Annotated in this window: 26 protein-coding genes and 1 tRNA gene; 12 read left to right on the plus strand and 15 right to left on the minus strand. The window is 61.8% G+C overall.

Translation table 11 applies throughout. The annotated features are described in order from the left end of the window. Positions 1-73: 73 nt before the first annotated feature. Positions 74-1,009, minus strand: a complete 936-nt coding sequence (locus tag PKE84_RS01565) for a restriction endonuclease (RefSeq protein ID WP_271175437.1) — start codon at positions 1,007-1,009, stop codon at positions 74-76. 158 nt (positions 1,010-1,167) lie between these two features. Then, positions 1,168-2,397 carry a type II toxin-antitoxin system death-on-curing family toxin gene (locus PKE84_RS01570; protein ID WP_271175438.1) on the minus strand — a complete coding sequence of 410 codons (1,230 nt, stop codon included), beginning with the start codon at positions 2,395-2,397 and terminating at the stop codon, positions 1,168-1,170. Positions 2,398-3,242: 845 nt separating this feature from the next. Here PKE84_RS01570 and PKE84_RS01575 point away from each other — a divergent pair. From PKE84_RS01575 to PKE84_RS01600, 7 genes are all read left to right on the plus strand, one after another. Next, positions 3,243-4,709 (plus strand): site-specific DNA-methyltransferase, encoded by a 1,467-nt coding sequence (locus PKE84_RS01575; RefSeq protein ID WP_271175439.1) that lies wholly within the window; start codon positions 3,243-3,245, stop codon positions 4,707-4,709. Between the two features lie 187 nt (positions 4,710-4,896). After that, on the plus strand, positions 4,897-5,913 hold the full coding sequence (locus PKE84_RS19545) for a DNA cytosine methyltransferase (RefSeq protein WP_373877099.1): 1,017 nt from the start codon (positions 4,897-4,899) through the stop codon (positions 5,911-5,913). 9 nt (positions 5,914-5,922) lie between these two features. Then, positions 5,923-6,840: a hypothetical protein gene (locus PKE84_RS01580; protein ID WP_271175440.1), complete on the plus strand. Its 918-nt coding sequence runs from the start codon at positions 5,923-5,925 to the stop codon at positions 6,838-6,840. After that, on the plus strand, positions 6,837-7,940 hold the full coding sequence (locus PKE84_RS01585; protein ID WP_271175441.1) for an ATP-binding protein: 1,104 nt from the start codon (positions 6,837-6,839) through the stop codon (positions 7,938-7,940). The genes PKE84_RS01580 and PKE84_RS01585 overlap by 4 nt, the downstream gene beginning before the upstream one ends. 227 nt (positions 7,941-8,167) lie before the next feature. Then, positions 8,168-9,334 (plus strand): hypothetical protein, encoded by a 1,167-nt coding sequence (locus PKE84_RS01590; protein WP_271175442.1) that lies wholly within the window; start codon positions 8,168-8,170, stop codon positions 9,332-9,334. 651 nt (positions 9,335-9,985) lie between these two features. Further along, positions 9,986-10,153 (plus strand): hypothetical protein, encoded by a 168-nt coding sequence (locus PKE84_RS01595; RefSeq protein WP_271175443.1) that lies wholly within the window; start codon positions 9,986-9,988, stop codon positions 10,151-10,153. Positions 10,154-10,537: 384 nt separating this feature from the next. After that, positions 10,538-13,267: an AAA family ATPase gene (locus PKE84_RS01600; RefSeq protein ID WP_271175444.1), complete on the plus strand. Its 2,730-nt coding sequence runs from the start codon at positions 10,538-10,540 to the stop codon at positions 13,265-13,267. A gap of 13 nt (positions 13,268-13,280) precedes the next feature. Here the strand turns inward: PKE84_RS01600 and PKE84_RS01605 are convergent, their stop codons facing one another. From PKE84_RS01605 to PKE84_RS01625, 6 genes are all read right to left on the minus strand, one after another. After that, on the minus strand, positions 13,281-13,682 hold the full coding sequence (locus PKE84_RS01605; RefSeq protein WP_271175445.1) for a hypothetical protein: 402 nt from the start codon (positions 13,680-13,682) through the stop codon (positions 13,281-13,283). A 59-nt stretch (positions 13,683-13,741) separates the two neighbouring features. Then, positions 13,742-14,542, minus strand: coding sequence for a hypothetical protein (locus PKE84_RS01610; RefSeq protein WP_271175446.1), 801 nt, complete (start codon positions 14,540-14,542; stop codon positions 13,742-13,744). Continuing rightward, a complete protein-coding gene (locus PKE84_RS19550) occupies positions 14,539-14,862 on the minus strand; it encodes a metallophosphoesterase (RefSeq protein ID WP_373877100.1) in 324 nt (107 codons plus the stop codon). Before PKE84_RS19550 ends, PKE84_RS01610 begins: the two co-directional genes overlap by 4 nt. Continuing rightward, complete coding sequence (locus PKE84_RS01615; RefSeq protein WP_271175447.1) at positions 14,859-15,173, minus strand: hypothetical protein; 315 nt, start codon at positions 15,171-15,173, stop codon at positions 14,859-14,861. Before PKE84_RS01615 ends, PKE84_RS19550 begins: the two co-directional genes overlap by 4 nt. A gap of 121 nt (positions 15,174-15,294) precedes the next feature. Then, on the minus strand, positions 15,295-16,197 hold the full coding sequence (locus tag PKE84_RS01620) for a hypothetical protein (RefSeq protein ID WP_271175448.1): 903 nt from the start codon (positions 16,195-16,197) through the stop codon (positions 15,295-15,297). 17 nt (positions 16,198-16,214) lie between these two features. After that, complete coding sequence (locus PKE84_RS01625; RefSeq protein ID WP_271175449.1) at positions 16,215-16,721, minus strand: hypothetical protein; 507 nt, start codon at positions 16,719-16,721, stop codon at positions 16,215-16,217. Positions 16,722-16,970: 249 nt separating this feature from the next. Here PKE84_RS01625 and PKE84_RS01630 point away from each other — a divergent pair, with 249 nt between their 5' ends. Then, entirely contained in the window at positions 16,971-18,053 is a 1,083-nt protein-coding gene (locus PKE84_RS01630) for a nuclease-related domain-containing protein (RefSeq protein ID WP_271175450.1), read from the plus strand. 182 nt (positions 18,054-18,235) lie between these two features. On the opposite strand, the gene PKE84_RS01635 is transcribed toward PKE84_RS01630, so the two are convergent. Beyond that, on the minus strand, positions 18,236-19,087 hold the full coding sequence (locus tag PKE84_RS01635) for a hypothetical protein (protein ID WP_271175451.1): 852 nt from the start codon (positions 19,085-19,087) through the stop codon (positions 18,236-18,238). A 151-nt stretch (positions 19,088-19,238) separates the two neighbouring features. Next, positions 19,239-19,553 carry a hypothetical protein gene (locus PKE84_RS01640; RefSeq protein WP_271175452.1) on the minus strand — a complete coding sequence of 105 codons (315 nt, stop codon included), beginning with the start codon at positions 19,551-19,553 and terminating at the stop codon, positions 19,239-19,241. Between the two features lie 30 nt (positions 19,554-19,583). Here PKE84_RS01640 and PKE84_RS01645 point away from each other — a divergent pair, with 30 nt between their 5' ends. Next, a complete protein-coding gene (locus PKE84_RS01645; RefSeq protein WP_271175453.1) occupies positions 19,584-19,820 on the plus strand; it encodes a hypothetical protein in 237 nt (78 codons plus the stop codon). A 38-nt stretch (positions 19,821-19,858) separates the two neighbouring features. Here PKE84_RS01645 and PKE84_RS01650 read toward each other — a convergent pair whose 3' ends face one another. Next, positions 19,859-20,059 (minus strand): hypothetical protein, encoded by a 201-nt coding sequence (locus tag PKE84_RS01650; protein WP_271175454.1) that lies wholly within the window; start codon positions 20,057-20,059, stop codon positions 19,859-19,861. 447 nt (positions 20,060-20,506) lie between these two features. Between PKE84_RS01650 and PKE84_RS01655 the strand changes: the two genes are divergently transcribed. After that, the gene (locus PKE84_RS01655; protein WP_271175455.1) at positions 20,507-21,706 is read left to right on the plus strand and encodes a site-specific integrase; all 1,200 of its coding nucleotides are present in this window, start codon (positions 20,507-20,509) and stop codon (positions 21,704-21,706) included. 125 nt (positions 21,707-21,831) lie between these two features. On the opposite strand, the gene PKE84_RS01660 is transcribed toward PKE84_RS01655, so the two are convergent. From PKE84_RS01660 to PKE84_RS01675, 4 genes are all read right to left on the minus strand, one after another. Continuing rightward, positions 21,832-21,903 (minus strand) — tRNA-Arg (locus PKE84_RS01660). Positions 21,904-22,035: 132 nt separating this feature from the next. Beyond that, positions 22,036-22,533 carry an HNH endonuclease gene (locus PKE84_RS01665; RefSeq protein ID WP_271175456.1) on the minus strand — a complete coding sequence of 166 codons (498 nt, stop codon included), beginning with the start codon at positions 22,531-22,533 and terminating at the stop codon, positions 22,036-22,038. A 332-nt stretch (positions 22,534-22,865) separates the two neighbouring features. Beyond that, positions 22,866-23,810 carry a C40 family peptidase gene (locus PKE84_RS01670; protein ID WP_271175457.1) on the minus strand — a complete coding sequence of 315 codons (945 nt, stop codon included), beginning with the start codon at positions 23,808-23,810 and terminating at the stop codon, positions 22,866-22,868. Positions 23,811-24,030: 220 nt separating this feature from the next. Next, complete coding sequence (locus PKE84_RS01675) at positions 24,031-24,723, minus strand: iron-dependent transcriptional repressor DtxR (RefSeq protein ID WP_271175458.1); 693 nt, start codon at positions 24,721-24,723, stop codon at positions 24,031-24,033. 132 nt (positions 24,724-24,855) lie between these two features. Here PKE84_RS01675 and serC point away from each other — a divergent pair, with 132 nt between their 5' ends. After that, positions 24,856-25,971: a phosphoserine transaminase gene (gene serC, locus PKE84_RS01680; protein WP_271175459.1), complete on the plus strand. Its 1,116-nt coding sequence runs from the start codon at positions 24,856-24,858 to the stop codon at positions 25,969-25,971. A gap of 11 nt (positions 25,972-25,982) precedes the next feature. After that, a complete protein-coding gene (locus PKE84_RS01685; RefSeq protein ID WP_271175460.1) occupies positions 25,983-26,216 on the plus strand; it encodes a DUF2530 domain-containing protein in 234 nt (77 codons plus the stop codon). Positions 26,217-26,387 lie beyond the last annotated feature (171 nt).

Here is a 26,387-nt window from a genome sequence, read left to right on the forward strand (position 1 = left end):
GGGCAAAAGGCGGGCCCTGGCTGCAGCGGTCAAAGCAGTTTCTCACCGCGCCTGCGAAGCGCGAAACTCACGACTACTCGAAGTAGTCCGCGTCGACCTCGACCACGGCAAAAGTTCTTTTGACTTGGACGCCAACCTGGTAGTGGATCATCAAATCGGCGAGCCGTATGCCGTCAATGAGCACCACTCGACTAGGTATTTGCTCAACATACTCGCGAGCTCCGGTACTAAATCCGCTTGTGGTGACAAACACGCCTTGTGTTGCACCTTTGGATGCCAGGGCACCTACGAAACCTTGCAGGTCTGGGCGGTGAACCATGTTGCCCGGCGCGTACCGCTTAGCCTGTATGTATACCCGACTCAGGCCGAGCGCGTCCTGATCGATGACTCCATCCACCCCACCATCGCCAGAGCGGCCAAGGCGGGTTACTCTGCTCTCCGCTCCCCCGTAGCCCATCGCTTTGAGCAAATCCACGACGGCTTGCTCGAAAAAGTCCGGATGCTGTTCATGTAGTCGACGAATGAGTTCAGCGGCGACGTCGTTCTCAAACTTCGAGATGCCAGCCTCGATCTGCTCGAGGGGATCCTCATCCTCGTCAATAGTCTGCTCCGCCCTCGGTATTCCGGCGATCCCCTTTCCTCGGGTTGGCACATATTGGAGAAAAGCCGGCACCTTCTTGAGGCGCGCCTCGGAGATACCCGAGGGGTTCTCCGCGAGGAGCTGCCGCCCATCCGCGACAATCTGAAATTGAGCCCTGGCCGGTTTGGTTATCACCTCGGCCCGAGTCAGGAACGAGAGTGCCCAGCCGACTCGATTCAGGGCACGACTATCGCCTGACCCCAGCTGTTCCAGCCTCTGCTCCTGTGTAACCCCGGCCTTATCTAGTACGGCTTCCTCAAGGTCCTTCTTCTTCCATATGTTGCCGTCGGAGAGAACCTCTAGAATTGGCACCAGAAAGCCGGGCCACCGCGGGATCGCGGAAACCGGAACAAAGGAGCTGGTTGTCACAACGGCTCGGGTCCTCCAAGGCATCAGCGTCGTCGGATCTGCTACGACAGGTGTAACCTACCGCGTCGGCGTGCCACTCGTCCACGCGTACCGTCGTACGGCGATTCAAGAAAGGCGTACGGCGATTCAAGATAGGCGAATGTGATGGCCCGAGGATGTCAAAGCTTTGCGAGTCGCGCGAGAGTCTTGCGATAGACGCGGATGAATTCGTCGACCTGGTCGAACTCAGACCCATAAAACGCGTTGGAGTCGTACCCGTGTTCTTCGGACAGCTCGAGGATCTGTCGCAGTTCCTTTAGCGACCCTTTTCCGATTTGCCTGCCGTCTCCGCCATACGCCAGCGAGTACTTCCTTTCTTGCAACGACGTCCGCGTCCCCAGGAATTTCTTTTCTTGAACGGTGACCTGGCGGCTGACCTGCATGCGGCCACCTCGGCTTGGTGTGGGTTGAATATCACAGCCGAGTGCGATGAGACGACGTTTCAGGGCGGGCCAGGTGATAACTCGCTCACCCTTGTCAATCGGACGAGCGCGTTCACGTATCCATTGCGCCATCTCAAACACCTCAATGTCGCTACGGTCGCCCATCACATTTGCGGGCGCCAGTTTGTGTTGGGCAACTCGCACGGTCCATCTGAATAGGTCCTTTTGGTCGCAGGTCAGGGTGTATCCGTTCATATCGAGTGCGGACAATATGGCGACCAGAGCGGTTCGCTTGTTCCCGTTATAAAACGGGTGATTGTGTATGAGCGAGTGCATGAGGGCCGCGCCCGACAGCTCAACCGTCGGATACTTCTTTATCTCGCCTAAGGCGATCTGCGGGCGGATGGCTGCACTCTCCAGCAGGTCGGGAAACCGTATCCCGGCCGGGGCAATTGGATCCGGCGAATCGAAGAAATCATCGGCGATCGCGTAGTGAATTTGCGCAATTTGCTCAGCGGTCAGGTATCTGAGCGACTTTCGATGACCGATTTCACGCCAAACGAATGTCGCCGGCGGTGGGGTAGTCGAGGCCGAGTCGCCTTTCGGTACCAACAGCGAGGTCGCGGGGCGGCCAGGTGTCGCTACGACTCGTTCAAATTTCCGAAGGGTTCCCTTTGGAACGCGACGAGCGCCTGGACTGATCGACACCCCTTCGGCCAGCAACCTGCCAGCCAGCTCCTCACGGTTCAGCCCGGAAAGCTGCATCCAGTATTCGAGCTTGAGCTTCTCCTTAGGTGCGGCGAGTGTAAGCGCCGTTTCCGCCTTCGAAAGATCTCGTGCGCGTATTTCGGAGTTCGGACCAGATGGGTACTCAAGGCCGGCATCCCACAGCGTAAGGAGTACATCATCGGATTCAAGACCGCTCCGCTTCGCGAGCGCTGCGACCGTTGAGGGGCGTCTACTCAATGGTGTTCCTCATTCAATGTGTTCGGGTGAGCCGAGATTACTAGTTTCCTCAGACATCGGCGTCCGACGCATCGCCGAAAGAGCGGGAATTCCGTCGCGCTCACTCTGTACTCCTTGAGGCGCGTTCCCGGGCGCGCTGCCGAGCTCTCCTTCCTCGAATTGCGCGAATTTGCGACGATCAAAGCGATAGTTTTGCCATCGAACATCGAAATACCTCGACCCCACACTCAACTCACACAGGCGGCCGAAGTAGATCACGGCGCTTCTTCACGTGTTCTAACGAGCGCGAGGAGCGTGGCGCGCCTTCGCGGCATATCCACACTCCGCTTCGCTCCTCGCCGGTGTTCCAGGGCACGGCGCTGCCGCACTATCCATTCTCCGATCGGTCCCGTGCCGAAGGGACAACCAATCCGAATGACAAGACAAAGGAGCAGCAGTGATGCAACCAGCGTCATTGACGGCAGCGCCTACGGCCAAAGTCGGCGAGCGAGACATCGGTTCAGCCCTCGGCCGGGAAGCCGCTTTTACCGTCGGCTCACAGCACTACCTCTTCGGTTCTCAATGGTCTGGCCACGTTGCCCGCAAAGAAACTCCACGCCCCGTATCACTGTCTTCGCAAGCATGGCGTTGCTTGTACCTGCACGTCCCACGTAGTCCGACCGTGACGGGAGCTAGCGACAGCGGTTCCGCCGCGCGCAGTCGCGGTCCCTTTGGTCGAAGCACGCTGCGCCAGACTCGTAATGTCAGTCCCTCCTGCCAAATTTGGTTCTGTAGACCTCAAGAGCTCCGTGAGACAGTCCATGGAAATGAAAGCCCGACCCCAGTTGAAATGCGAGACTATACAAATGGAAGTTAGGCGAAGGCTGACCATTGGAGACAACCTTCAATCACTCTCCACCGTTCCGGATTCGACAGTCGACCTCGTTTATATGGACCCTCCGTTCAACAGCGGGCGCGAGTACGACGCTCGACTTGGCGGATCCAACCGAGGAGCGGCTTTCACCGACGTCTGGGCATGGAACTCCTCCCACGAGAGTCGCCTTCGATCGCTAACAGCAGACGGTTCCAGTCAGTTCGCCTCGACCCTTCGCGCCATGGTCGAGATCGTTGGCCGGGGCGGTCGCGGTGCGTACACGCTAGAGATGGCGGCGCGACTCTTTCAGATCCACCGAGTGTTGCGCCCGACCGGCAGTATCTACGTGCATTGCGACCCGAGCGCGAGCCATCTTCTCCGGATGGTCATGGATGCCCTATTTGGAGCACAGAACTTCCGAAACGAAATTGTGTGGCAGCGAACCCACGCCCATAGCGGCTCGCGCCGGTTCGGCCCCGTGCACGACACGATTTTGTTCTACACAAAGTCCAACAAGTTCACATGGAATCAGGGCTTCGCTCCCTACTCACGAACCTACCTGGAGAAGCACTTCACTCATGAGGACGTAAACGGAAGATTTCAGCTGATTACCTGTACGGGCCCCGGTGACCGTACAGGCACGAGGGCTCACTATGAGTGGAAGGGCGTCCTTCCGCCCACTGGTCGCCACTGGGCCTGGAAGATCGAAAAGATGCGCGAACTCGAGGCGTCTGGCCTGCTCGTCCATTCGAAGACCGGCGTGCCCCGCCTGAAGCGATACGCCAATGAGGGATCTGGAGTAAGGCACCAGGACACGTGGTCAGATCTCCCATCACTCTCGGCTCACTCTTCTGAGCGCGTGGGCTATGACACGCAGAAACCCGTACACCTCCTCGAACGCATAATTAGCGCCAGTTCCAACCCTGGCGACGTAGTTCTCGATCCCTTCGTCGGAAGTGGAACCACTGCGGTCGCTGCTGAGCGACTTTCCCGCAGTTGGCACGTCATGGACCAAGGATTGGTTGCGGCAAGCCTTACGCTCTCTCGCGTGCGAGAGGAAAATCGAATGGCACACGTCGCTCTGTCGGGCCACCCTGAATCGCTGAACGAGCTGGAGAGAGTGAGAACCGCTGACCCGTCTGCCTTCGCAGCGTGGACGACCTCCGTATTGGCAGCACGACTTGACCGACGGACCACAGCCGGCACCGTTGCGCTTGGCCGTCGACGATGGAATCCAACCTTCCTGACGATCGTGCCGATGTCGACAGCGGCGAACTTGACAACCGACTTAGGGGAACTCACAGGCGGGCTACTAGTCGCTGGACCCGGCTACCAAAATCTCGCACACCAGTTCGCTCAACTCGGAACTTCGCGCCTGGACGTTGTCCCTGAAGCTGCACTCACATCCGTCTCGGTCGCGCGCACCGGGTTTGCCGATCACGATCTGCGGATCGCATAGGAGATTAGAATTGACGTTTGATCATGTCAGCGGGACCCTTAGTGATTTGGACCGCCTTGTCATCCACCATGTACCGCCCGGCGGAAACTGGAAGCACCTCCCTGTTGATTTCCCGTCTGCGCGAGTCCGACAGATTCGTGCCAGTGCAACTCGGGGTGAGGGGAGTAGAAGCACCTACTACGGTCGCTTGAGCTGGGAGAAGGCCGCGTACACCATCTCGACATACATCACGCGGCCTGGCAACGGATGCTTCATCCACCCCGAAGCGGATCGCTTGATCACGGTTCGTGAGGCCGCTCGCCTTCAGTCATTCCCGGATCATGTACGGTTTCACGGCACAACGAGGCAGCGGGCAATGCAAATCGGGAATGCTGTGCCGCCGCTTTTGGCATACCACCTGGGAACTGCGATAGCTCCCGGCACCGCAGTGGACTTATTCGCTGGTGCAGGCGGGCTGGGCTTGGGCCTCGAACTCGCGGGACATCAGGTCCTGCTTAGCGTTGACAACGATGCTCGAGCACTCGAGACTCTTCGCTCACACGCCGCAACCCACCACCGCGCAGAGCAGTTTGATCTTTCTGATCCAATTGAGTTTCGGAACATGCTCGATGCCGCAAGAATGGCCCTGGGCGGAAGAGAGCTCGGACTTCTTGCTGGAGGTCCACCATGTCAGGGCTTCTCGACGGCGGGACCTTGTCGCGTGGACGACCCCCGCAATCGGCTCGTGCTGTCCTTCTTGAAAGCAGTCGAGGAGCTTGGGCCGGAGAACGTGCTGTTCGAAAACGTCCCGGCACTTCGCTGGCGCGGAAAGCAATTCCTGGATGAACTCGTAGAGCGCTTAGCCGGCCTTGGCTACACGTCAGAAATTCGCATAATTCACGCTGAGGCATACGGCGTCCCGCAGCTCCGCCGGCGCTTAATTGTGATGGCCTCGAAGTCTGGATCCCCTCGATGGCCCGAGCCGACGCACCAGTTAATCAGGCCCTACTTTGAGGCCGATCAGCCCGGCCCTCTTGTGGAAAGCGATGTGCGCGTCACAGTACGGGATGCCATTGGCGATCTACCGTTGTTTGCCCGGGACGATCCGGACCAGTCAGTTCCGCTCGCGTCAGCCGCCAGCGACTACGCACGATGGCTCCGCGGTGAGCTGAGCATTGACCAGCTGCTACGCTCAACGGATCTTGTCGCGCACGGTGGGCAGTAGGCCCGAAAAATGGCAGCAGTCGTTTACTCTGCAGATGTTGATGATCTGCGTGTGGCCATCGAGAGAACGCAAGAGCGGATAGCCGGGCTGGCCGAGCCCCGACTCTACGCAACTGCTTTTGCTCTGGCGGTCCTGGTCCGCACCAATAAGGTGACGGCTTGGAGATCCTGGGATTCACCGCCTCCTCGCCGGGCACTCGACTTCGGTCGTCGTGAGCTCCAATGGGCAATGCAGCAACTGTTTGGCACGGAGCCTCACGCCCTTTTACACGGAGGGTCTAGCGCAAGCTTGCTTCTCACGCCCGGCTGTCGGGTGATGCTCGATCCCTTCTATGGATCGGCTAGCGAACTCACCCTGGTTAGCGACAAGCGCATCCCCGGCGCAGGGACCAGAAACACGCTTCGAATGGATATCAATGACGCCAGTTGGCTGTGGTCGCATCACGATGGTGTTCACGCGATCCGCACCGTCGAATACAACGCGGGCAACACGCTAAACCAGCAAAACGGATTGGGTTGTCGGCTTCCGGCGAGCGAAGTAACGGCCGAAACGTCGTATCCCGAAACGGAATACATGATATCGAGGATCGACTGCGTTCATCGCAAGGTGGGAACGGGTGACCCCACGTGCGCTCTCAATGGCCAGGTGTGCGGCGGGCTAGGCGCCGGTGGTGGCCGGAATCGCACGAAACCGAGACTACTGATTCCGCCCACGCCCTCTCAGGAAACCCGTATGTTGGTTCCCGGAGGCTTGGAGATTTTGCTGGACAAATCAACCGAGGGCGGCAGCCGAAAGCGGCCGATTGCCGCGGACTTGTCTCTGCTCGTTGCATGGTGCGCGTCGGACGGCATTGGACCTTTCGACTTCACCCGGTTGGTTGGACTATTAGGAGCGCCTGGATTGAGCTTGCTGACGGACAAAGATTGATTAGTGACGAGCTGGCAGGACTGCCACAAGCGTTCAGACAGCATTTGCTTGTAGCCGGCATAAAGTACGACGATCCAACACAGATCGACCTCTTGGCGTCGGCCCTCGGGAGTCAATTTTTACTCTTTGCGGGTCCGAGCGGAACCGGCAAATCGACGGCGGCGCGGATGATCTCATCGTTCTTCGTACCCGCGGATCGTCAGGCCATCGTCGACGTACGCCCCGGTTGGGTGTCGAGCGAGGACCTGGTGGGCCAGTACAGCAATTTCAGCGGCAGATACCTTTCCACACCAGCGCTGGCAAAGCTCGAGCTTCTCCACGGGACGAATAGTTCCCAATCACCCGTCGTGACGATGGAGGAAGCAAACCTCAGCGCGATGGAGGCCTACGCAGGACCGCTGATTTCGACCGCGAGTGCGACGTCTTGGCAGGAACTCGAGTGGGCACTGCATGACATCCCAGAAGTTAACTCGCCACCAACGAACTTGCGATTGCAACCTTGGCCTCGGTTCTTTGGGACCGTCAACATCGACTCCTCTGCCGCAGCCCCGGCGCCCAAGGTAACCGGACGCGCTTGCGTTGTACTCCTGGAGCCGCCATCGTTTGACGATCTCGCGCAATCTACCGATGCAATCACAAACACCACGTTCGTTAGCGATGCCCCAGGCGGCTTGGGATTTCTGGCCGATCCGCGTGCAGCGTGGGCCGCAAGGCTCACCGAAGGAAATCATCTAGATCTCGTCGATGCGATCGAGCCTTACGTGCTTGTACTCGCCGAGTCTGCCGGGCGCTCGGCGAACATTGTTAGCCCGAGGGATTTGCACCGCTGCTTGCTTTACATGGCTTGGTATACGGCGCTCGCCGTGGCAGCGTCCGAAAGTGACCTTAGTATTTCTACTGATCCTGCTTCGGCGGCCGAGAATGCTCTTCTGCATTTCGTCTTGCCCGGTTTGACTTCTGAGCAATTTCGCCTTGCCCTTCCTGCAATCCGAGACTCGGCCATCGCGGACGGCTACCTGCAGAATCGCCTAAATAGACTCACCGAAGGCAGCGACGGATTCTTCGGTGTTCCCCCTGACTTTTGGGCCAGTCTGTCTTGAATAGCCCGGCAACGAGCAATTCCACCCTGTCCGTCGTTAGGTTTCTGCGAGCTGATCTCGCTCTCGCCGAAGTTGAAGTGCCGGGTCAGCCCCTCGAGATTGACGTCCCGCCGAGCGTGAAGCTAGCGCGCACAGACCGCGGTTTCGACCTAATCGAAAGCACAGACCCTATGCTCGAGTGCTGCGGGCGACTTGCAATCCCGTGGGCGGGCCCCCGAGATTTTGGTGTGGCGTACCTCGACGTACCGCCGCCGGAACCATTCAGCCAATCGGCGATAACTGAGATGTGGGAGGCTCGCGGGCGGCTGGAGCTGAAGAAGCGACCGCCCACGAGCGGAGAAGCGGCGTGGGCGAATCTCGCGGCAGTGTCCGTCAAGGGGTTCTCATGGCCGGAACTCTCGAGCGCGGTCGACGCCGCGGTCGCACTTCTCGGTCACTGGCCGCAGTACGACCGGGTTGTCGCGGCCTGGGGACCAATGGAACGTGGGAATGGGCGGATCCTGAACGGCACGACGGAACGAGCACGGGCAGCACTTGCTAACGCGTCTACCAAGCCAAAACTCCCCGCGAAGGTTGCGCGAAGCCGCGGCGAAAAAGCAGATGAAAAACTTGCGGGCCTGTCCGCGATCTGTATTTTGGTCGCGGAGAAGATTGCAACTTTTGAGCCGTTTCAATCTAAGGCACCCTTATTGGCAGAACAGCTGGTCGGATTGTTTCGACGAGTGGCGGCAAAGAGCCGACCGCGCAGTCCGCGCGCTGATCCCCCGGCATCAACGTGGCCTCCACGAATGCGGCACGCGTATGCGTCGAGCGTACGACTACTAACAGAGTTTGAGGACTCGGGCGCGGGCGATCGTCATGCTCCGCTATCGGAACTGTGGGAGCTATACGAGGCCTGGGTTTCGGAACGAGTACTTGATGGACTGACGAACCGATTCGGCACACCCGTGCACGAAGTGAATTCTGCCAGTTGGATTTGGATGGCGGAGTCACGCAGAATCGCTGTCTATCTTCAACCGAGCATCCCAGGCGCAAGCGGCAAGCAGGGATTCCGAGCGCTTGGGGCGGTGCTCGAAGGTGTGATTGCTACTTCACGACCAGACATCTTGTTCGTTCGCGAATCAAATAGTGAAAGCGTTCTTAAAGTCATCGACGCAAAGAAGCGGAAGAAGACGATGATCCCCGACGATCTAACTGTGAACGCCTCAAAGTATCTGTGGAATATTCGCCACGCTTCGGCGTCAGAGGACTTCGCAATCGAGGAAGTTCTTCTCGTTTCCCCCCTAGGCGGCCCTGATGCGGCTCATGGCGAGGGACGCGCCCGGACGTTTGGCGCGAATCCGTCCGCGTCGCATGACCTGCCTCAGGAGCTGCTCGACCAGCTCCTGATGTAGTTCGACGCGATGTGGATCAGGGACCGGCGGCTCGGAGTTCCTGCAAGAGGTGCAATAGGACGCTCGAGGGCCCGGTAGATCTGGCGCAGGAATACTAAAGGCGGGGTCGTTCGGAATATCGACTGACCCAAGTACCGAAGCCAACAGGCCTCCACGTGAGCAAGGAATCCTGGTGACAGATACCCACGCCACTAGAACCGAGTCAACGGCCAAGGTACGTAGAGTTGCGCGAGCGACATCGAGAGGCAATGCACGCAGGCACTTAAGTGGAGGGGCTATCGGACGACGATGTCCAATGGCCCCGATTTAGCTCGGGTTTGACCGTTGGCGGAGCCGCCGCCGGCGCTGTGCTTGCCTGATTTTGGTGTCTTTCCGTCGCCCGATCGTAGCTCCCTCCCGGTGCTCCGTGCCGGGCTTTCGCGGCGTATCCTCCCCCGCTTCGCTCCCCCGGTACTCCACGGTCCCGGCACTACGCCCCTCGCACTCGCTCTCGATCACCCGCCGGAAAGGCACTCAAAACGATCGACCTTGGGAGTGAGTGAGATGCGGGTATTCATCATCGACACCAGCAACATGGATCCGGAACTGCAAGGCGGACTCATGGGAGTAGAGGGATCGTCGAACCCGACCGCAGGGGAAAAGCAGGCGTGCGTGGAAACCCTCAGCCACTACGTGACGGACGGGTGGGCGATCGCCGCCGACCCGCACACACCGATCGGCTGGCTAGCCGCGCTCACCGCGGAGACGGCGTGCGTCCCGTTCATCAACCTCACCCGACTCGCTCGGGAGGACCCAGCACCGCAAACTGCACACGTCTAACCGATCAAGCTCCGACCCGGCCGCGCGGCCGGGTCGTTGGCGTGTCCGCGCTGACGCGCGAAACGCACCCCCTGGTCACGGCGCAGCCGATTTCCGACCAATTCTGGATTTGCGCGTCAGAACCGCCTCGGGAACACAACGTGTAGGTATGAGGGCAATCCTTTTCGGGGACAACACACCAAGACTGCTGGTCGGCCGGGTCGCCAGCCGGCCACGTCGTGAGTCCGGGATGGAGCTATTTCCGGGAAAAGGTCCGATGCGCGCCTTCTGCGCGCCAAACCGACCCGCCAGCCGGAAGTACTAAGTGACGGGTGTTCTCGAGTAAAGGACAAGGCCGCCCAGTTTCGGGAGGTTCTGGACAAGGTTCGAGGGAGGCGAGTGCGGGTGCGAGGCGGAGTAGCGAGATGGAAGCGGGGACAGCAGTCCCACGGGGTCAAGCAAGCGGTCAACTACGCCTTCAGCGGCGTCTGTGACGCCGCCCTCACCGCCAAAACAGCCGACGGGGTCATCGCCGCCGCTGGCTACGCCGACGCCGTGATGACCCGGTACATCGTGGAGAACGGCGCCATCCGCGACGACCTGCTCACCCGTGACCAGCTCAAGGGCTGGGTGGACGGACTCGACCCACTCACCGGGGACCGCCGCGGACGGGACCTCGAGTCGCCGGTCGCCGACCTGATTTTGGATGCGACGATCAACGCACCAAAGTCGTTCTCGATCGCCGCCATGCTCGACCCCGACCTCGCGACCGCGTACGAAGACCTCCAAGACCGCCTCCGCGATCGGATCATCAAGCTCTGGCAGTCCGAGCTCAACGCCCGCCGCGGCCAAGGCGGCGCCTTCCGCGAGGATCTGGCCCGGATCGAAGTCGTCGAACTCCGACACGAACGATCCCGCTCACTGGACCCTCACAAGCACCGCCACCTCTGGCTCAACGTGAAGGTCCAAGGCGCCGACGGCAAATGGTCCAACGTCGACACTCGCGTCGCGTTGCGGTTCCAAAACGTGGTTAACGCCGAAGGGGACCTCGCCTCCCGCACCGACCCAGCCTGGATCAGTGCTCTCGCCGTCAAAGGCTTCACCCTCAACGAGGACGGGGAGATCACCCAGCTGCAGCACCTGGTGCGACCGCTATCGAAGCGGTCCGCGCAGATAGAGGCAAATAAGCTCATTCGCACCGCGTGGTGGAAACAGCAGCACCCCGGGCAGGAGCCCTCACATGAGGTGCTCAACCAGATCGACCGATGGGCCTGGGCCACCGGGCGACCCAACAAACCGGGTGACCTTGACGAAGACAACTGGGCCGAGCTAGTCCGCGAAGAACTCGCCGCCGCCGATCCCGCACTCCGCCTTGAGCGCTCACCCATCGACGCATCTTCGGCATCGATCGAAGATCTCGACATCGAGCTCCTCGCCGCCAAAGCGATCGTCGACGCCGATGCCCGATCAACCGGCACCGGCGGCCGGTTCAGCCTGATGGACGTCCGCGCCGGCGCACTCCGCGCTCTCGCTGCGAGCGGCGTCATCGCCGAGCGCACAGAACTCGCGACCATAGCCGAGCAGGTTATGGCTGCCTCCCGAGCGCTCACCGTGACATTACTCGACGAACCCGATGTTCAAGCACACGTCAAGTCCAGAATGGCCACCTCTACTGCAGCGCTGAAGGCCACGATTGCCAACCGGATCGAAGCGCTGTCCGCGCCCGGCATCGCGGCCCCCGTCGAGGAGATCACCGGGATTGCTCACGCGCTCGACCCCGAGCGAGTTCTGGACAACGATCAAACTGACGGCGCATCTGCCATCGCCGGGACTGCCTCCGTCGTCGCGATCACGGGAGCCGCAGGCGCCGGCAAGACCACCATGCTCAAGGTCGCCGTCTCCGCGCTGCGACGTCATGGGCGGAACATGATCATCGTCGCGCCCACGAAGAAGGCCGCCTCGGTCGCCGGGCGCGAAACCGGCACAGCCGCGTCGAGCCTCCACCAGCTCCTTCACGACTACGGCTGGCGATGGAGCACCGGCATCGCTGGCAACACGGAGTGGAAACTGCTCCAGCCCGGCGATACTGACCCCACGACCGGGCAGCACTATCAGGGCCCACGAACCCGGATCCGCCCCGGTGATCGGATCGTTGTCGACGAGGCCGGCATGCTCGACTTAGAAGCCGCCAACGCCCTCATCGAGATCATCCACCGCACCGGCGCCACCGTCGCCGTTGTCGGCGACGACTATCAGGCCCTACCCGTTGGGCACTCCGGCGCAATGGCTCTCTTCCGCCGGTCCGCGTTCGAGAAGATCGAGCTCACCGAGATCCACCGCTTCCGCGATCCTGAGTGGGCCCACATGTCCGCACGAATTCGATTCGCTAACGGTCCTACTGAGACTCAGAACCTCGCTGGAGAACTGGTCCGAGCTGGACACGTTCGCGTAGCCAATAGCGAAGTCGAGGCGCAACAGATGATGGTTAATGAATGGTTTGGCTCGTCTCGTCGAGGCGAGTCGATTGCGCTTGTAACCGCAACACATTCGGAAGCGCAGGCGATTTGCGACGCAATACAGGCTCGGAGAATCGCATCCGGCGACTTGGAGGTAGATCGCTCCGCGACCGGTCAATCGGGTCAGCGAGTTTTCGTCGGCGACGTGGTTCAGACACGACGAAACGACCGCGCCTCAGGAGTCGAGAACCGACAGGGGTGGGTCGTGCGCAATATCTCCGAGACGCACCTGACCCTAGTCTCGACCTCGGACTCATCGAACCTGCGGAGGGTCACGACAGAATACGCGAACTCACATTTGCACCTCGGCTACGCGTCGACCGTGTACGGCGTTCAGGGAGAAACTACGGACCGATCCGTCGTCGGCCCGGGTGTCGATGCGGCAGGTCTCTATGTAGGTCTCACTCGCGGTAGGACGAAAAACGAGGTCGTCGTTATTGCCGGCACGCCCCAGGGTGCCTCGTCGGAACTCGCTGCCACAATGCAGCGACAGGCGGCCGAGGAGACGCTCCAAAAGTCTCGTGCAGCGGCGCGTCAGGAGATGATCCGCGCAGCGCGAGCGGATTCGCTGCAGACGGTCGGGATAGACCAGGACATAGCGTCGTCGCTTTCGCGTTGACCTTCGGCCGAAGTCAGCCGTCAGCAAGGCCCGACTTCACTGCTTCGCGCCCTAGTTCGCTACGACCGGCGAGAGAACCGTCGCGCGCGTGATAGTTGAGCAAAGCCACACCGAGCGCATCGGCCCGTTGCTGAGCGACGGGCCGAACTCCGCCTTGTAGGAATATCAATGGGCTGCGTCCGTCGGATGCAGCAAGCGTTGCTGCGGTTTCGATCGGACCGACGTCGAGGTTGCCTCGACCGTTATCTACCCACGCCACGTAGCGCGCACTGAACAGATCGCAGAGACTTCTCGCCTGCCCGGTCGATGCGACGGTATCCCTCGCGCCGAGGTAGACCATCCACTCGCGACAGAGTTCAATTGCTTCTTCCGCCGAAACCCCGAAGGGCCGCGGCGACGGTTCATCAACTTCCACGAATCTCAGTCTCCACCTGGCTGCTGATACTAGCGACAGTGCCCCTAATGCAGGGCCGCCTAGCCTTGACCCGCTCTTCGAAGAAGCAAGAAGACCAATTCGAATAGGTAGACCTCGATGTGACGAAGAACATTGGCCACCACGACTACCCCAGAGGTCATCGACGTGGGTACCTCGAAGTCGCTCGATTCGAGAATCTCGTGCTCGAGTATGTCCTTGAGCACAGATCTCCTCCCATGCATTGCTCCACTGGTGAGTCTCCAGAAGGCCAGGATGGTGTACGGCTGACGACTACAGAAGTCCTGTGCGGCGCCTAGTCTCGACGAAATCGAAGGAGGGTTGAGACTTCGACCGGCGATGCCAGGACGCGCATCACGCTGCTGTTCGAGCATCAACAAAACGGGATCATCAGAGGGGAACTTCGAGGGCTGTCTCGCAAGCTCCTTCGATGCATGCGTGGAGTCGCGTCGTCCTTCGAGCGCCGTCTGGAGCGATCGAAGAACGCGAGCGTCGCGCGAAGGAGGTCCAATAAGCCAGAATCCTGTCCCGATCATCTCTAGAGCGTTTCTAAGCAGACCGAAATGTGCGAAGGCAGGCAGGATAGACGCGTCGTTGACAAGTGCGGATAGCGCCCCGACGTTATCGAACACGCCCTGGAGGTTGGTCTCGACCTGGGAGGACAGTGTTTCGTACGGTGTTGCGAAATCGTCACCCGCTAGCGCGGACGACGGGCTTACTCTGAACCTCCTCATAGTCGAGCGGAGCTCGTCGACCTTCCTGAAGCTCTCAAGGAGCATGGCGAATGCGCGAACCTCTTCAGACTCGAAGTCAGCCTCGTTGGCCGCTGCGACGGCAGTCATTCCGGGAGCCTAGCTGGCTGAACGTTACGGATGCTTCTTTGCGACCCTGTAGCGCCGCCCATCTTCAAGAATGCGGTGAGCGATCGTGTACGAAGGGCATCGAGCAACGCCAATTCATTATTTCCCCGCAGCACGGCGTGCCGACTCGCCGAGTACTCGACGAGTTGCGCCACAACTGCTGCCGAATCGGGGCCCTTGTTTGAGTAGTCGCCCATAAAGACCACTCGGCTCGCCTCGGACACCTCGGATTGTCCCCACAAACTTCGGAGCGCATCCACGTTGCCGTGAACGTCACCAACGAATGCGACTTGTCTGTTCACAGCAGAATCTTCTCCACTTCCTCGTAGTCCGAGCCACCCGATAGGCCCAGGGCCATGTACGCCATCGAAAGTACGTCGCTGGGCTTACCCCATTCATTGACCAGGGTCGCTTCCAAGGAGCCATGCGGGTTCTGGGGGAACGGTCCGATGATCGAGCCCAGTCGGCGCAGACAACTTTCCAGATCAACAACAGATGGCGAGTCGTCCTGGCGGGATGCAAGAAGTCCGGCAAGGTCCGGATCTTGATATCGAGTGGCCAACTCACGAACGGAGAAGCAAGGCTCGCCCGCCGCAATCGACTGGGCGTACAAGCAGCTACGCAACAAGTAGCGTGCCCGCCGCGAGATTCCTGGCAAGTACCTCGGAAGCCAGTGAAATTCGTAGTCGATGTTGGTCGACTCGGTCAATAAGCTGCGCCTGTCCCTGTTGAAACTAGATCGTTGTGGGTAGATCCGCGAGGGAGAGCTCTTCGGTCATCTCATTCAAGCCCGCGCAGGGGCCGAGACAGATGTCGCAACGGAGCATTCCATCGTGTGCGGCCTGACGGACATTCTCGTCATTGGCGGCCTCTTCAAGATCGATCGTCCATGCCACAAACCGGGCTTGCGGATATCGCGGCCGCGAGACCCGCGACACTTCATCGATGACCAGATTCCGCCCGTTCGACGACGCAATCAACATGTACTCCGCCCCCGGCGCGTGCTCGCATTGTCTGGCCCCGCATATGGTGCACGTTCCGTCACTGTCGACACTCGCGACCTTGGGATATGCGGCGCCCATCTGATGGTCGCAGTCTTCAACGAGGCGCCCGCAGATAGAACATTCGAAGTCGCCAATCAACGCCGCGGACATCCCCACTCTGCAGTGCGAAATACTCACCGGGCAGGTGCTCCAGAAGTCGTCATCTCGTAGCACGATCGGACATCCAAACAAACCTCGACGTACGAACCCTGTCTGATGTATTGCGCGATGTGCTTCGTCGGCGAGTTCATGGTCTTCCAGGAAGTTGAGCGCCGCAACAGCTAGAGCTTCCGCCTGACGAGCGTGACGTTCGATTGCATCCAGCAGTTCGGCATTGAGCCGTGAGTGGAAGGTCTCCCATTCGCGCCGCTTCTCATCCTGGACGCGATACCTCACCACGTCGTTCGACTCGATCAACGGCTCGTGCATAGTGGGGATGTCGCCGGCAATCTCACCGAGAAGGTCGATCACAGTCGCATACGCCGTACGTGAAGCCTCGAGAGCTCGGACACCGTTCGTTTCCAGAAACAGATCACGGTGAGGTCCTGCCGCTGGTGGGATCGGCCCCCACTCCATCACCTTGCCCTCTGTCATGAACCGAAACGGTCCACTCATGACTTTGCGTCTCCGCTAGACGAGCCGGACTGGAGCTCGCGGAGCGCGTCGATAACGTCCGCGGCCTCTCCCTCGGCCGTGATCGTGCGAGAGATGCCAGCGCTCTCGTCCAGTTCGACCACTGAGACCTTCAACGGCCGGCGCTGAGCTTGTTCAGCTGTCCACCCCTGACGATCGCGCATCAAGTCGATGAACTGTCCAACCGTGAATATCAACCATTCATTCGCCATCCCCAGCACAGCGAGGCCGAGAGCCCATTGGTCCGGATCGCCGCTGAACTCCTGCAGGTAACGCCGCGACCCTTCCGGCATCGAAAAGGTGACCGGCGCGCCCACTGCGCGAGCTGCCTTCGGCAGGAACCGAACCTGGTCCGTGTAACGCGGCACACCTTCCTCGGCCACGGACCGTCGGGTCGGAATGACGTAGACAACGCCCACCTCGGGATCTGCAGGCAGGGAACCGGGCGCAGGCGACCATTCGTTCTCCGTCACAATGACCGTCATGCTCAGAGCCTAGCCACCGTTTACGACAGTGGCCGATGATCGGCATTGTCCGGAGACCCTCCACACAGGATCTCGCTGCCTCGTTCGCGCGTGACGCCGCCCGGCGATACGAATGCGCGCCTCTTCACCGCGTTAGCGCAATGTCGCTAGGATGGCACACACCCAGCTTCCGGTTCGCCTACGATCAGGCCGTCGTGCCCTTCTCGGGGGCGAGCCCGCCACCCCCTCTGTCGGATAACCTCGGGCATCATGAACGATGGCACCCCCGGCATTCAGCGCGATATCGCGGACCGGGTGGATTTCGCGGGAATCAACGCGCTCTCTTCCCGGCCGGCCGGGTACGCCGTCGCACTGAAGTGCTTGCAAGTTCAAGCTGACGCGGAGGACGCAGACCCGTCCCTGCGAACGCACAAACGCGTATCTCTGCACCCCGATGCATGGTCCTGGTACCAAGGGGCACTCGGCGAGATCGAAGTAGGCGAGACGCTCGGCGGTTTGGGGCCGGAATGGTTCGTGAGGCATTCGGTGCCGATCGGAGCCGACACCAAAGATGTCGATCATCTGGTGATTGGACCCGGCGGTGTGTTCGCGATCAACACAAAGCATCACGCTGGAGCGTCGATCTGGGTCGGCGACTACGTACTCCGCGTGAACAATGCCAACACCCACCATCTCAAGGCGGCACAAGGCGACTCGTCCGATGTGAGCCGCCGCCTATCGGAGAAAGTTGGGTTCCCGGTGCCTGTGACGCCTGTCATCGCAGTTCTGAATTCTCGGGCCATCAAAGATGGGCGCGCTGCACCCAAGCGAACGGTGTCTGTCGTCGACGCCCGCAACCTCGTTGCCTGGTTAAGAGCTCAGCCGGCTCACCTGAGCCAGACCAAGATCGAACTGATCAAGCTGGCTGCAGAGGAACCCATGACATGGCACGTTGACCCCAGGGCGGCCGACACTCTACGCGTCATGCAGCGTTTCGAACGGCTCACCGCTCGCGTCGCAATTTCCGGTCCCGATCCTCAACGTGGCGCCGCGCCACTCAAGAAGCGGCGACCAACCCGACAGCCCACTGCGACAAGGGCAGCTCCCAAGCGGTCCGCTCTCCCCGAGATGGTGCGATTGTGGTCCGGCACAGCGTTAATCGTCATTGCGATCTTGATCTTTCGAGGGGTAGCCGATCAGCCCTGCCTCTCCCCTGCGTCCTGCATACTGCCTGCCGTGTATCTGGCGTGGAAGCCGCTGATAATGATTCTGGGCGTCGTCGTGGTAGGGCGAGCCGTCTTCCTCACCGCTCGCCAGCTTTTGGCTAGAGGCTCGGCGCCACAACGCAAGTGACCTCACCTGCCCACCAAGCGTCATACTGCGAAGCCGCCATCGTCGCACGAGCCGCGCAGAGGCCAACTTGGGTCCATCTGCCGACCCAAATCGGAACACATCACCGAACGGTATCGATTGGCGGCGTATGTGGCTCCAGCCTCCGGACCCACCGTGCGTGGCGACTTGCATTCGGCGAATTTCTAGGAGGTGGTGGGTGGGGAGGGAGTAGGCCCCCGTGGGGCAGGCTTGGAGGCCATGCAGAGTTCGGCATGGGTGACTGCGTGGCCTAGGTGCAGCTTTGCTTGCTCGAGCATCAGGGCGAGGGTGATGACGTTGACGGTGACGCGGGTGTGGTCCGGGGCATCTTCCCTGTCCATCGCGCCGGCGGCGAAATTGGAGTTGGAGTGCGCGATACCAGAGCAGGCTCGCCAGGCATCTACGCCTGTTAGGTTCTGCTTTCGGTTAGCAGGTATCTTCTCGTCGGCCGCGCGGATGACATCGGTCAGGCGCGGGAACTCTGAGTCGAGACCGAGGCTCTTAACGCCTGGCCTGGTCCCGGCGATATCGGTCAGAATGCGCCGTAGATCATCAGTGATGGCATCGGTCGGCGTGTCGTACTTCTTCGTGTACACGGCGACGCGGAGTCGGTTGTCCCACGTCAGACGAATCGAGCGCCGCACGCGGGCGTCAATCGTGCCGGGGGCCATCAGCCATGTGGCGAGTGCCGATGCTTCAATCGCCACCCGGATCAGGGAGTAGCCAGCCAGCGGACGCGGACCCTCATGCTTCATCCCCTGGGCGAGCATATGGAGATGGTCATGTGCGCTGTGAAGCAGGTGCACGATCTGAGACGACGGTGGGTCGATCCACTTTATGCGGTCATCGCCCGCCACCCTACTTCCATCCGTCGGGTATAGATTGCCAATGCGCTCCGCGATGTCGTCTGTCCACTCTGGAAGGCCTGCGAGGGACTCGACCGCGATCGCCTGCAGATGCGGATCCTTCAGCACTCGGTCGGAGTCGGCGAGGACACGCTCAGGATCGAAGCTCATTCCACGTTCGTATCACGAGGGAAGCCGAACCGGCGACTGGTGTGGCTTGTGCCGACTCGGGTTAGAACGGCGCTTTGGGTTCGGTACGAATACTTGTGGCAGTAGATGCGTTCGCTCACGTTTATGGTCTGAGCGATAGCGGCCACCTATGTCACGCCTGGGCATACTCAGGGTGGAGTTCGCCGAAGATCCGCCAGACGTCCGCCCAGCTCGTCGCCCGCTGCTCAGTCCCCGCGATGGCGAAGCCGGCGTCGTTGCGCTGCTGGGTCTCGTAGTCATCGGCGTGCGGGTAGCCGTCGCCGAGGACCGTGACATGGATGCCGTTGCCCAGGGTGAAGTGGCTGAGCGTCCCACCGAGCGGGTACCGCGCGAGGGGCTGGAACTCCAGCACCGCCGCGCGGCGGGCATGGGCGGGCGCAAGGCCGTGCCGCCACGAGGAGGGGCTGACGTCGTGCTGGGCGGGCAACCCGCAGTGCGAGCACGGTAGGGTGCGGACATGACAGCAGACTCGCAGCCCGACAAGTTGGACGCCGTGGACGAGCTCATCGGTGAGGTAAAGGCGAATCTGCCTCGCCGCCAGGGAACGACCGGCATCATCGTCGGCGACGAGCAGACCCAGCGAATCATCAAGGTCCTCGAGCTCCTTCGAGACGAGGTTCGAAGCCTCAAGACCACCCGTGACAACGGCGATGGAATCGATCCTGCGACCGGGAAGTACCACGTCGTCGACTAGACCGTCGCCTTCAACCCGCGTGGCTTCATCAGCAGCGGTTAAGCGATCTCGCTGAGTTTGTAGCCCCAGTCCCGCAGCTGTAGCAGGTAGGCCGGCGTCCCGGCATGCTGCCAGACCTTCCGGTCGAACTCATAGCCGCCCTCGATTGCGCCGAGCGCTGCTGCGAGGATGATCTGCGGGGCAGACTTGGGCGGCTCCGTGAAGTGCTTCTCGACCATGCCGCGCTGCGAGTAACGCACGAGCAGACCTTCCCGGCCACGTCGAACGCCACCAAGTGACGCTCGGACGTCGCTGCCAGCTAACTGTCCGGATGCGTCTCCACACTCTCCGCAGCCGGTTCGACCATGACCATGGGGGGGCTCGGCAGGAGCGGTTCGGGCCTCAGCTGCAGTCCGCTTCTCGCGGTTCTCCTTGACCGTCTATTAGTACTCGTTGATCGCCTGATTGCAGGACTTCCCGACGTGCTCAACACCGGGGCACGCGTCCTCCAGACGCCAGCCCAGGTAGTAACCCCCGGCGTCCGATGCTTCTCGCGCGGGATGTTCTTCGTCGGCTCTTCATCCACGTCTGCGACGGCCACGTCGGCGCACTACTACGCCGGATGCCTGGCGTTCCGCGTGCGCGGGTCCGCGAAGTCCGAGGTCTGCAATGTAATAGTGATGGGAGCTGACCGAATCGAGGGCGAAATGGGAAGCATCGACGCATATGAGTCGGCCAAGGGCCGCCGTTACCGGGTGCGCTGGCGCGATCCTGAGCATCAACAACGGGAGAAGCGCGGCTTCCGAACTAAGCGCGAAGCCGAACAGTATGCAGCAACCGTCGAAGTGGCCATGATGCGGGGCACCTACTTCGAACCTTCACAATCTCGGGTAACCGTGGGCGAGCTCGCCATAGACTGGCTCGCCAACAAGGAGCAAGCCCTCAAGCCGTCCAGCTTCTCTCCGATCCGGATCGCCTGGCGAGTTTACGTTGAACCTCGTTGGGCAGCCACACCGATTGGTGCGATTCGCCCATCTGCGGTGGAGAAGTGGATTCGCGAGGTCAGCCTAGGAAAGGCGGTCACCGTGCGAGTCCGCCCGGGAAACGGCGGCAAGCCGCGCTCCGCGGGGGTCGTTCTCCGAGCATTGGGCATCCTCGCCGGCATCCTCGACGTCGCGGTTCGAGACGGGCGGATTCCCTCGAATCCGGCACGCGGCGCGAGCAACTTACCACGCAAAGCCACCAAGAAGAGAAGACGCTATCTGACCAACGAGGAAGTCTTCCGCTTCGCTGGCCGCGCTCCAGACGACATGCGAAGCGTCCTCATCCTTACGCTCGCCTACACGGGCATCCGCTGGGGAGAGGCTGTCGCATTGACGGTAGGCGACATTAATCTCGAGCGAGGTCGACTGTCTATCCACCAGACCGCCACTGAAGTGGACGGGATAATTCACGTCGGACCCCCCAAGAGCTGGGAAGCAAGATCAGTACCCTTTCCGGCCTTCCTTGCTCCTCGGCTGAAAGCGCTGGCGAGCGGAAAGAAGCGCAGCGCCCTCCTGTTCCCTGCGCGTGCAGGCGGATATCTCGCCCGCCCCTCTACGGCCCAGAACGGACAATCGTGGTGGCTCACAGCGCTACGCGACGCCGAGCTCGAACACCTGACTCCGCACGATCTCAAGCACACTGCCGCCAGCCTCGCTGTGAGCGCTGGGGCCAACGTCAAAGCGCTGCAACGAATGCTCGGACACAAGTCAGCCGCAATGACTCTCGACACGTATGCTGACCTCTTTGAAGACGACCTCGGTTCAGTCGCCGAGCGACTCAACGAGCGAGTCCTCTCCGAGAGCGGCGGCGAACTTTGGATCCAACGGCAAGTGGTTCAGCTTGACCCGCAGTCATCTCATTGATGCTCTTAGAGTTTCATAGAGTTTTGGGCGATTTTGTGGGCAAATTGTGGGCAGATCGTTCATAACAAACGATATTTTATCGACGGAACTTGGGCCTGACCAGCACTTTTTGTTGCACCTCAAAGTGCCCCTGGAGGGACTCGAACCCCCAACCTTCTCCTTAGGACGGAGCAGCTCTTCCATTGAGCTACAGAGGCTGACCCGTCGAGTTTAGCGAATGACGCGCTGCCCACCGCTCGTGGGAGCGCCCGCCCGGGAACATTTGGGCCGAAAGTCGGGTCTGGGCGCGACGGAACCGACGTTTGGCCCAAATCGCGAGCCCGCGCGAACTACGCCGCCGGCTCCAGGAAGTCGTGCCATTCGGGGGCAGCGCCCTCGACGCCGCGCACGACCCACGACGCGTCGTGCGGCACCCGCGGAGTGACCCGCAGCGACCAGCCCATCTCGCCCGGCGTGCGGTCGCTCTTGATGTTGTTGCAGCGCAGGCAGCAGGCGACGAGGTTCTCCCAGCTGTCGGCGCCGCCGCGCGAGCGGGGCTGCACGTGGTCGATGGTGGTGGCGGTTTTGCCGCAGTAGGCGCAGCGGTGAGCATCCCGTCGCAGCACGCCGCGGCGGCTGACAGGAACAGCACGGCCGCGCGGGATGCGCACGTAGCGGGTCAGGAGGATCACCGACGGTCTCTCGTAGCTTTCGCAGATGCCCCACACCGGGTGGTCCTGGTCGATGGCCACGACGGTGGCCTTCTGATTCATGACGAGCACCAGGGCCCGTTTGAAGGACACCACGGCGAGTGGCTCGTAGCCGGCGTTGAGGACCAGTGTTCTCATCTCAGACCTTCCAGCAATCCGGGGAGGGACGGTGCGCTGGACACCCGCGGACGGGGCCAAAGAAAAAGGGCACTGTCCGTGAGGACAGCGCCCAGCGAAGCGGCGGCATGGTGGCGGCAGGCCACGCAATGGTGGCGGCAGGCCAGGAAGTCGTGCTGACGGAGGGCGAAATGGCCGCGCTCGAGCCTGGAGGCGGCGCTGAGCAGCTGTACCATCGGCACTCCCGGATCTCTCACGGTGTCAGGGCATCAGAGTAACGCAGAAACGGCGTACCACATATTCGTGGCACGCCGTTCCAGTGCTGTGTTGCGCAGAGTTCACTCGCTGTTGACTCAGATGCCCAATCGCACGATGTAGTAGTCGCTGGTCCAGATCGGGCGGATCGAGATGCTGCGGCCGGTGTCGGGGGCATCCATGATGTTGCCGTTGCCGGCGTAGAAGCCGTCGTGGCCGGGCATGATGACCAGGTCGCCGGGCTGGGCGTCGGCGATCGAGATGCGCTTGCCCATCGCCGCCTGACCGGAGACCGAGTGCGGCAGGTTGATGCCGAACTGGGCGTAGACGAACATCACGTAGCCCGAGCAGTCGAAGCCGGCAGGCGTCGAACCACCGAAGACGTACGGGGTGCCGATGTACTGCTGCGCCACCGAGAACACCTGCGGGAGGCTGAAGCTCGGGTACGGCGGGTTGGCGAGGAAGTCGGAGACGGACGGGCCGGAGTAGCTGGTCGCGTAGTTGGCGAGCGAGACGGCGGCCTGCTGGCGGGCGACCTCGGCGGCCTTGGCCGCCTCTTCCGCTGCCTTCTGGGCGTCGAGCTGCGACTGCGAGGTGGCGCTGCGGGCGTCACGCGAGACGGCGGCTGCGGCGACGGTCTGCGGAACGGCGACGCTCTGCGGCTGCGCCTTCTTCATCCCGTCGATGGCCGAGGTCTTGAACTGCGCGTCGTCGGCACCAGCGGGATTGAACGCGTAGGCGGGGATGGCCATGGTCGCGATGAGGCCGGCGGCCAGGGTCATGACGGCGACGTTGATGACGCCGCCCTTGACCTTCTTCTTGGTGGGCACCGGGCGGGTTGCGACTGCACCGGTCGCCGGACGGGTAGCGGCAGCGGCGACCGCGCTCTTCTTCGCGGCGGGGGTCGTCGCAACGGCGCCGGACGCACCCTGCTTCTCGCGCTCAGCACGAAGCGAGCGGCGGGAGACGATATCGGTGGGTCCGGTGGGGTTCGGGTTGTTCGAAGGGCTCTCTTCAGAACCGGGCGTACCTAATAGGGCCAAGGTGTAAACCTCCTGCGCTCCCACAGCACTAGGTAGCTGCCCCGTCCTGGATGCTTATAGCTTCGGCTTCGCGGATCAAGAGACGGGATATTGGGGGGTGGAGCGTCTTGACCCGGGTCCAGTGGCCGGCTTCTGGCCCTTCGGACTCGTTAGAGACTACGGGAGGTACCCCCGTTTGTCACATCCTTTTGAGGCTTTTTTAACAACTCGGTAACGGAATCTACGCGTCGGCGAAGATGTGCGCTGCGAGTTCGTTGGGCAGTTCGAGCCCGTTCTCGAAGCCGTCGATCTGCACGATCACGTACGAGCCAGCGGAAGCGAAAGTGCCGGTCGAGCCGGGAAAAACGCCCGCCTGCTTGAGCTGGAGGAGTAACTCGGGGTCGACCTGGGCCGGCTCGCCGAGCCGTCGGATCCTGGCAGTCGCCACCGAATCGCGGCCGTCGACCAGCTCGACGAGGTTCACGAGACCCTCTGTACTGGGGGTGGAGGCGGCCTCGCCCAGCTCCTGGAGCCCGGGGATCGGGTTGCCGTACGGCGACTCCGTCGGGTGGCCCAGCATGGTCAGCAGCTTGCGCTCGACCTGCTCGCTCATCACGTGCTCCCAGCGGCAGGCCTCTTCGTGCACGTACTCCCACTCGAGCTCGATCACGTCGCTCAGCAGGCGCTCCGCGAGACGGTGCTTGCGCATGACGTTCACGGCCTTGCGGCGGCCGTCGTCGGTGAGCTCGAGGTGGCGGTCGCCGGAGACGACGACGAGACCGTCGCGCTCCATCCGGCCGACCGTCTGCGACACCGTGGGGCCGGAGTGACCCAGACGCTCGGAGATGCGCGCACGCAGGGGGACGATGTTGTCCTCCTCCAGCTCCAGAATGGTGCGAAGGTACATCTCGGTCGTGTCGATCAGATCGGTCATGAACCCCTCCACGTGCTTGTGCGCAATGCGTCTGATAGAGCCTACTTGCTGGCGATGACAGCACGGCGCAGGCCCGCGGTGCGCAGCGCTCACCGGCCCTCGGTGATTGTCAACAGCCAATAGACTCTGGTTATGCCGGATGTGACGATTCCCACTGAACTGCTGCCCGCCGACGGTCGATTCGGATGCGGACCCTCCAAGGTCCGCCAGGAGCAGGTCGCGTATCTGGCCGGCGCCGGCGCGGAGATCCTCGGCACCTCCCACCGCCAGGCTCCGGTGAAGAACCTGGTCGGGCGCGTCCGCGAGGGCCTGGGCGAGCTGTTCCGCCTGCCCGACGGCTACGAGGTCGCGCTCGGCAACGGCGGCTCGACCGCGTTCTGGGATGCCGCAGCGTTCGGTCTGATCGAGAAGCGCAGCGAGAACCTGGTGTTCGGCGAGTTCGGCGGCAAGTTCGCCGCAGCGGCGAAGGCGCCGTGGCTCGACGCCCCGCACGTGATCGAGGCGCCCGGCGGTTCGCGCAGCGAGGTCGAGGTCGTCGACGGCGTCGACGTGTACGCCTGGCCGCACAACGAGACGTCGACCGGCGTGATGGCGCCCGTGCGCCGTGTGAACGGCGACGCCGGAGCGCTCACCGTGGTCGATGCCACCAGCGCGGCCGGAGGCATCGACATCGACGCGTCCCAGGCCGACGTCTACTACTTCGCACCGCAGAAGAACTTCGCCTCCGACGGCGGACTGTGGTTCGCCCTCTTCTCCCCCGCCGCCGTCGAGCGCGTCGAGCGGATCGCCGCGAGTGGCCGCTACATCCCGGAGTTCCTCAGCATCAAGAACGCGGTCGACAACTCGCGCCTGAACCAGACGCTCAACACCCCGGCCATCGCGACGCTGCTCATGCTCGAGAACCAGGTGCAGTGGATCAACGGCAACGGCGGCCTCGCCTGGGCGTCGAGCCGCACGGCGGAGTCGTCGAATGCGCTCTACACCTGGGCCGACAGCGTGGACTACGCAACGCCGTTCGTGACGAACCCGGAACACCGCTCGCAGGTCGTCGTCACGATCGACTTCGACGACGCGATCGACGCGGCGGCCATCGCCAAGACCCTCCGCGCCAACGGCATCGTCGACACGGAGCCGTACCGCAAGCTCGGCCGCAACCAGCTGCGCGTCGCGACGTTCACGGCCATCGAGCCGGATGACGTGCGCGCCCTGATCGCGTCGATCGAGTACGTGGTCGGGCAGCTGGGCTGACCGGAGCCATCATGCGCCTCTGGCTTCGCGACAGCGAGCGACGGCCCGACCCGGTACCCGTCGAGACGGATGACCGGCGGGCCGTGCTCGTCGGGCTAGGACTGTGGCTGGTCGCCCTCGTCGTCGTGCTCGTCTTTGGCCGCCAGCTCTCCGCTGCCGGAGACGGCTGGTGGTTCTGGACGGTCGTCATCGGACTCGTTCTCGGGCTCGTCGGCCTCGGCTACCTCACCGTCAAGCGGCGCTGAGTCGACCGACTCCGAGTCGAGCGACTCCGAGTCGTCGAGCGCGGCCGCCTCCTCCGCGGGGAGGTCGAGGTCGGCGTCGACATCCGTCTCCTCGTCGTACGAGGCATCCGCGCTGTCGATGTCGATCCCATCGATGTCGTCGAGGTGCAGGTCGTGCACATCGCTGTCGTC

Source organism: Leifsonia poae (assembly GCF_027921845.1).
Classification (GTDB): Bacteria; Actinomycetota; Actinomycetes; order Actinomycetales; family Microbacteriaceae; genus Leifsonia; species Leifsonia poae.

What these genes read in the sequence shown, in the direction of transcription:
- PKE84_RS01655 (WP_271175455.1), top strand. Translation starts at nt 20,507, where the DNA reads ATGGGAAGCATCGACGCATATGAGTCGGCCAAGGGCCGCCGTTACCGG.
- PKE84_RS01630 (WP_271175450.1), top strand. Translation starts at nt 16,971, where the DNA reads ATGAACGATGGCACCCCCGGCATTCAGCGCGATATCGCGGACCGGGTG.
- serC (WP_271175459.1), top strand. Translation starts at nt 24,856, where the DNA reads ATGCCGGATGTGACGATTCCCACTGAACTGCTGCCCGCCGACGGTCGA.
- PKE84_RS01610 (WP_271175446.1), bottom strand. Translation starts at nt 14,542, where the DNA reads ATGACTGCCGTCGCAGCGGCCAACGAGGCTGACTTCGAGTCTGAAGAG.
- PKE84_RS01620 (WP_271175448.1), bottom strand. Translation starts at nt 16,197, where the DNA reads ATGACAGAGGGCAAGGTGATGGAGTGGGGGCCGATCCCACCAGCGGCA.
- PKE84_RS01575 (WP_271175439.1), top strand. Translation starts at nt 3,243, where the DNA reads ATGGAAGTTAGGCGAAGGCTGACCATTGGAGACAACCTTCAATCACTC.
- PKE84_RS01635 (WP_271175451.1), bottom strand. Translation starts at nt 19,087, where the DNA reads ATGAGCTTCGATCCTGAGCGTGTCCTCGCCGACTCCGACCGAGTGCTG.
- PKE84_RS01580 (WP_271175440.1), top strand. Translation starts at nt 5,923, where the DNA reads ATGGCAGCAGTCGTTTACTCTGCAGATGTTGATGATCTGCGTGTGGCC.
- PKE84_RS01625 (WP_271175449.1), bottom strand. Translation starts at nt 16,721, where the DNA reads ATGACGGTCATTGTGACGGAGAACGAATGGTCGCCTGCGCCCGGTTCC.
- PKE84_RS01685 (WP_271175460.1), top strand. Translation starts at nt 25,983, where the DNA reads ATGCGCCTCTGGCTTCGCGACAGCGAGCGACGGCCCGACCCGGTACCC.
- PKE84_RS01665 (WP_271175456.1), bottom strand. Translation starts at nt 22,533, where the DNA reads ATGAGAACACTGGTCCTCAACGCCGGCTACGAGCCACTCGCCGTGGTG.
- PKE84_RS01675 (WP_271175458.1), bottom strand. Translation starts at nt 24,723, where the DNA reads ATGACCGATCTGATCGACACGACCGAGATGTACCTTCGCACCATTCTG.
- PKE84_RS01645 (WP_271175453.1), top strand. Translation starts at nt 19,584, where the DNA reads ATGACAGCAGACTCGCAGCCCGACAAGTTGGACGCCGTGGACGAGCTC.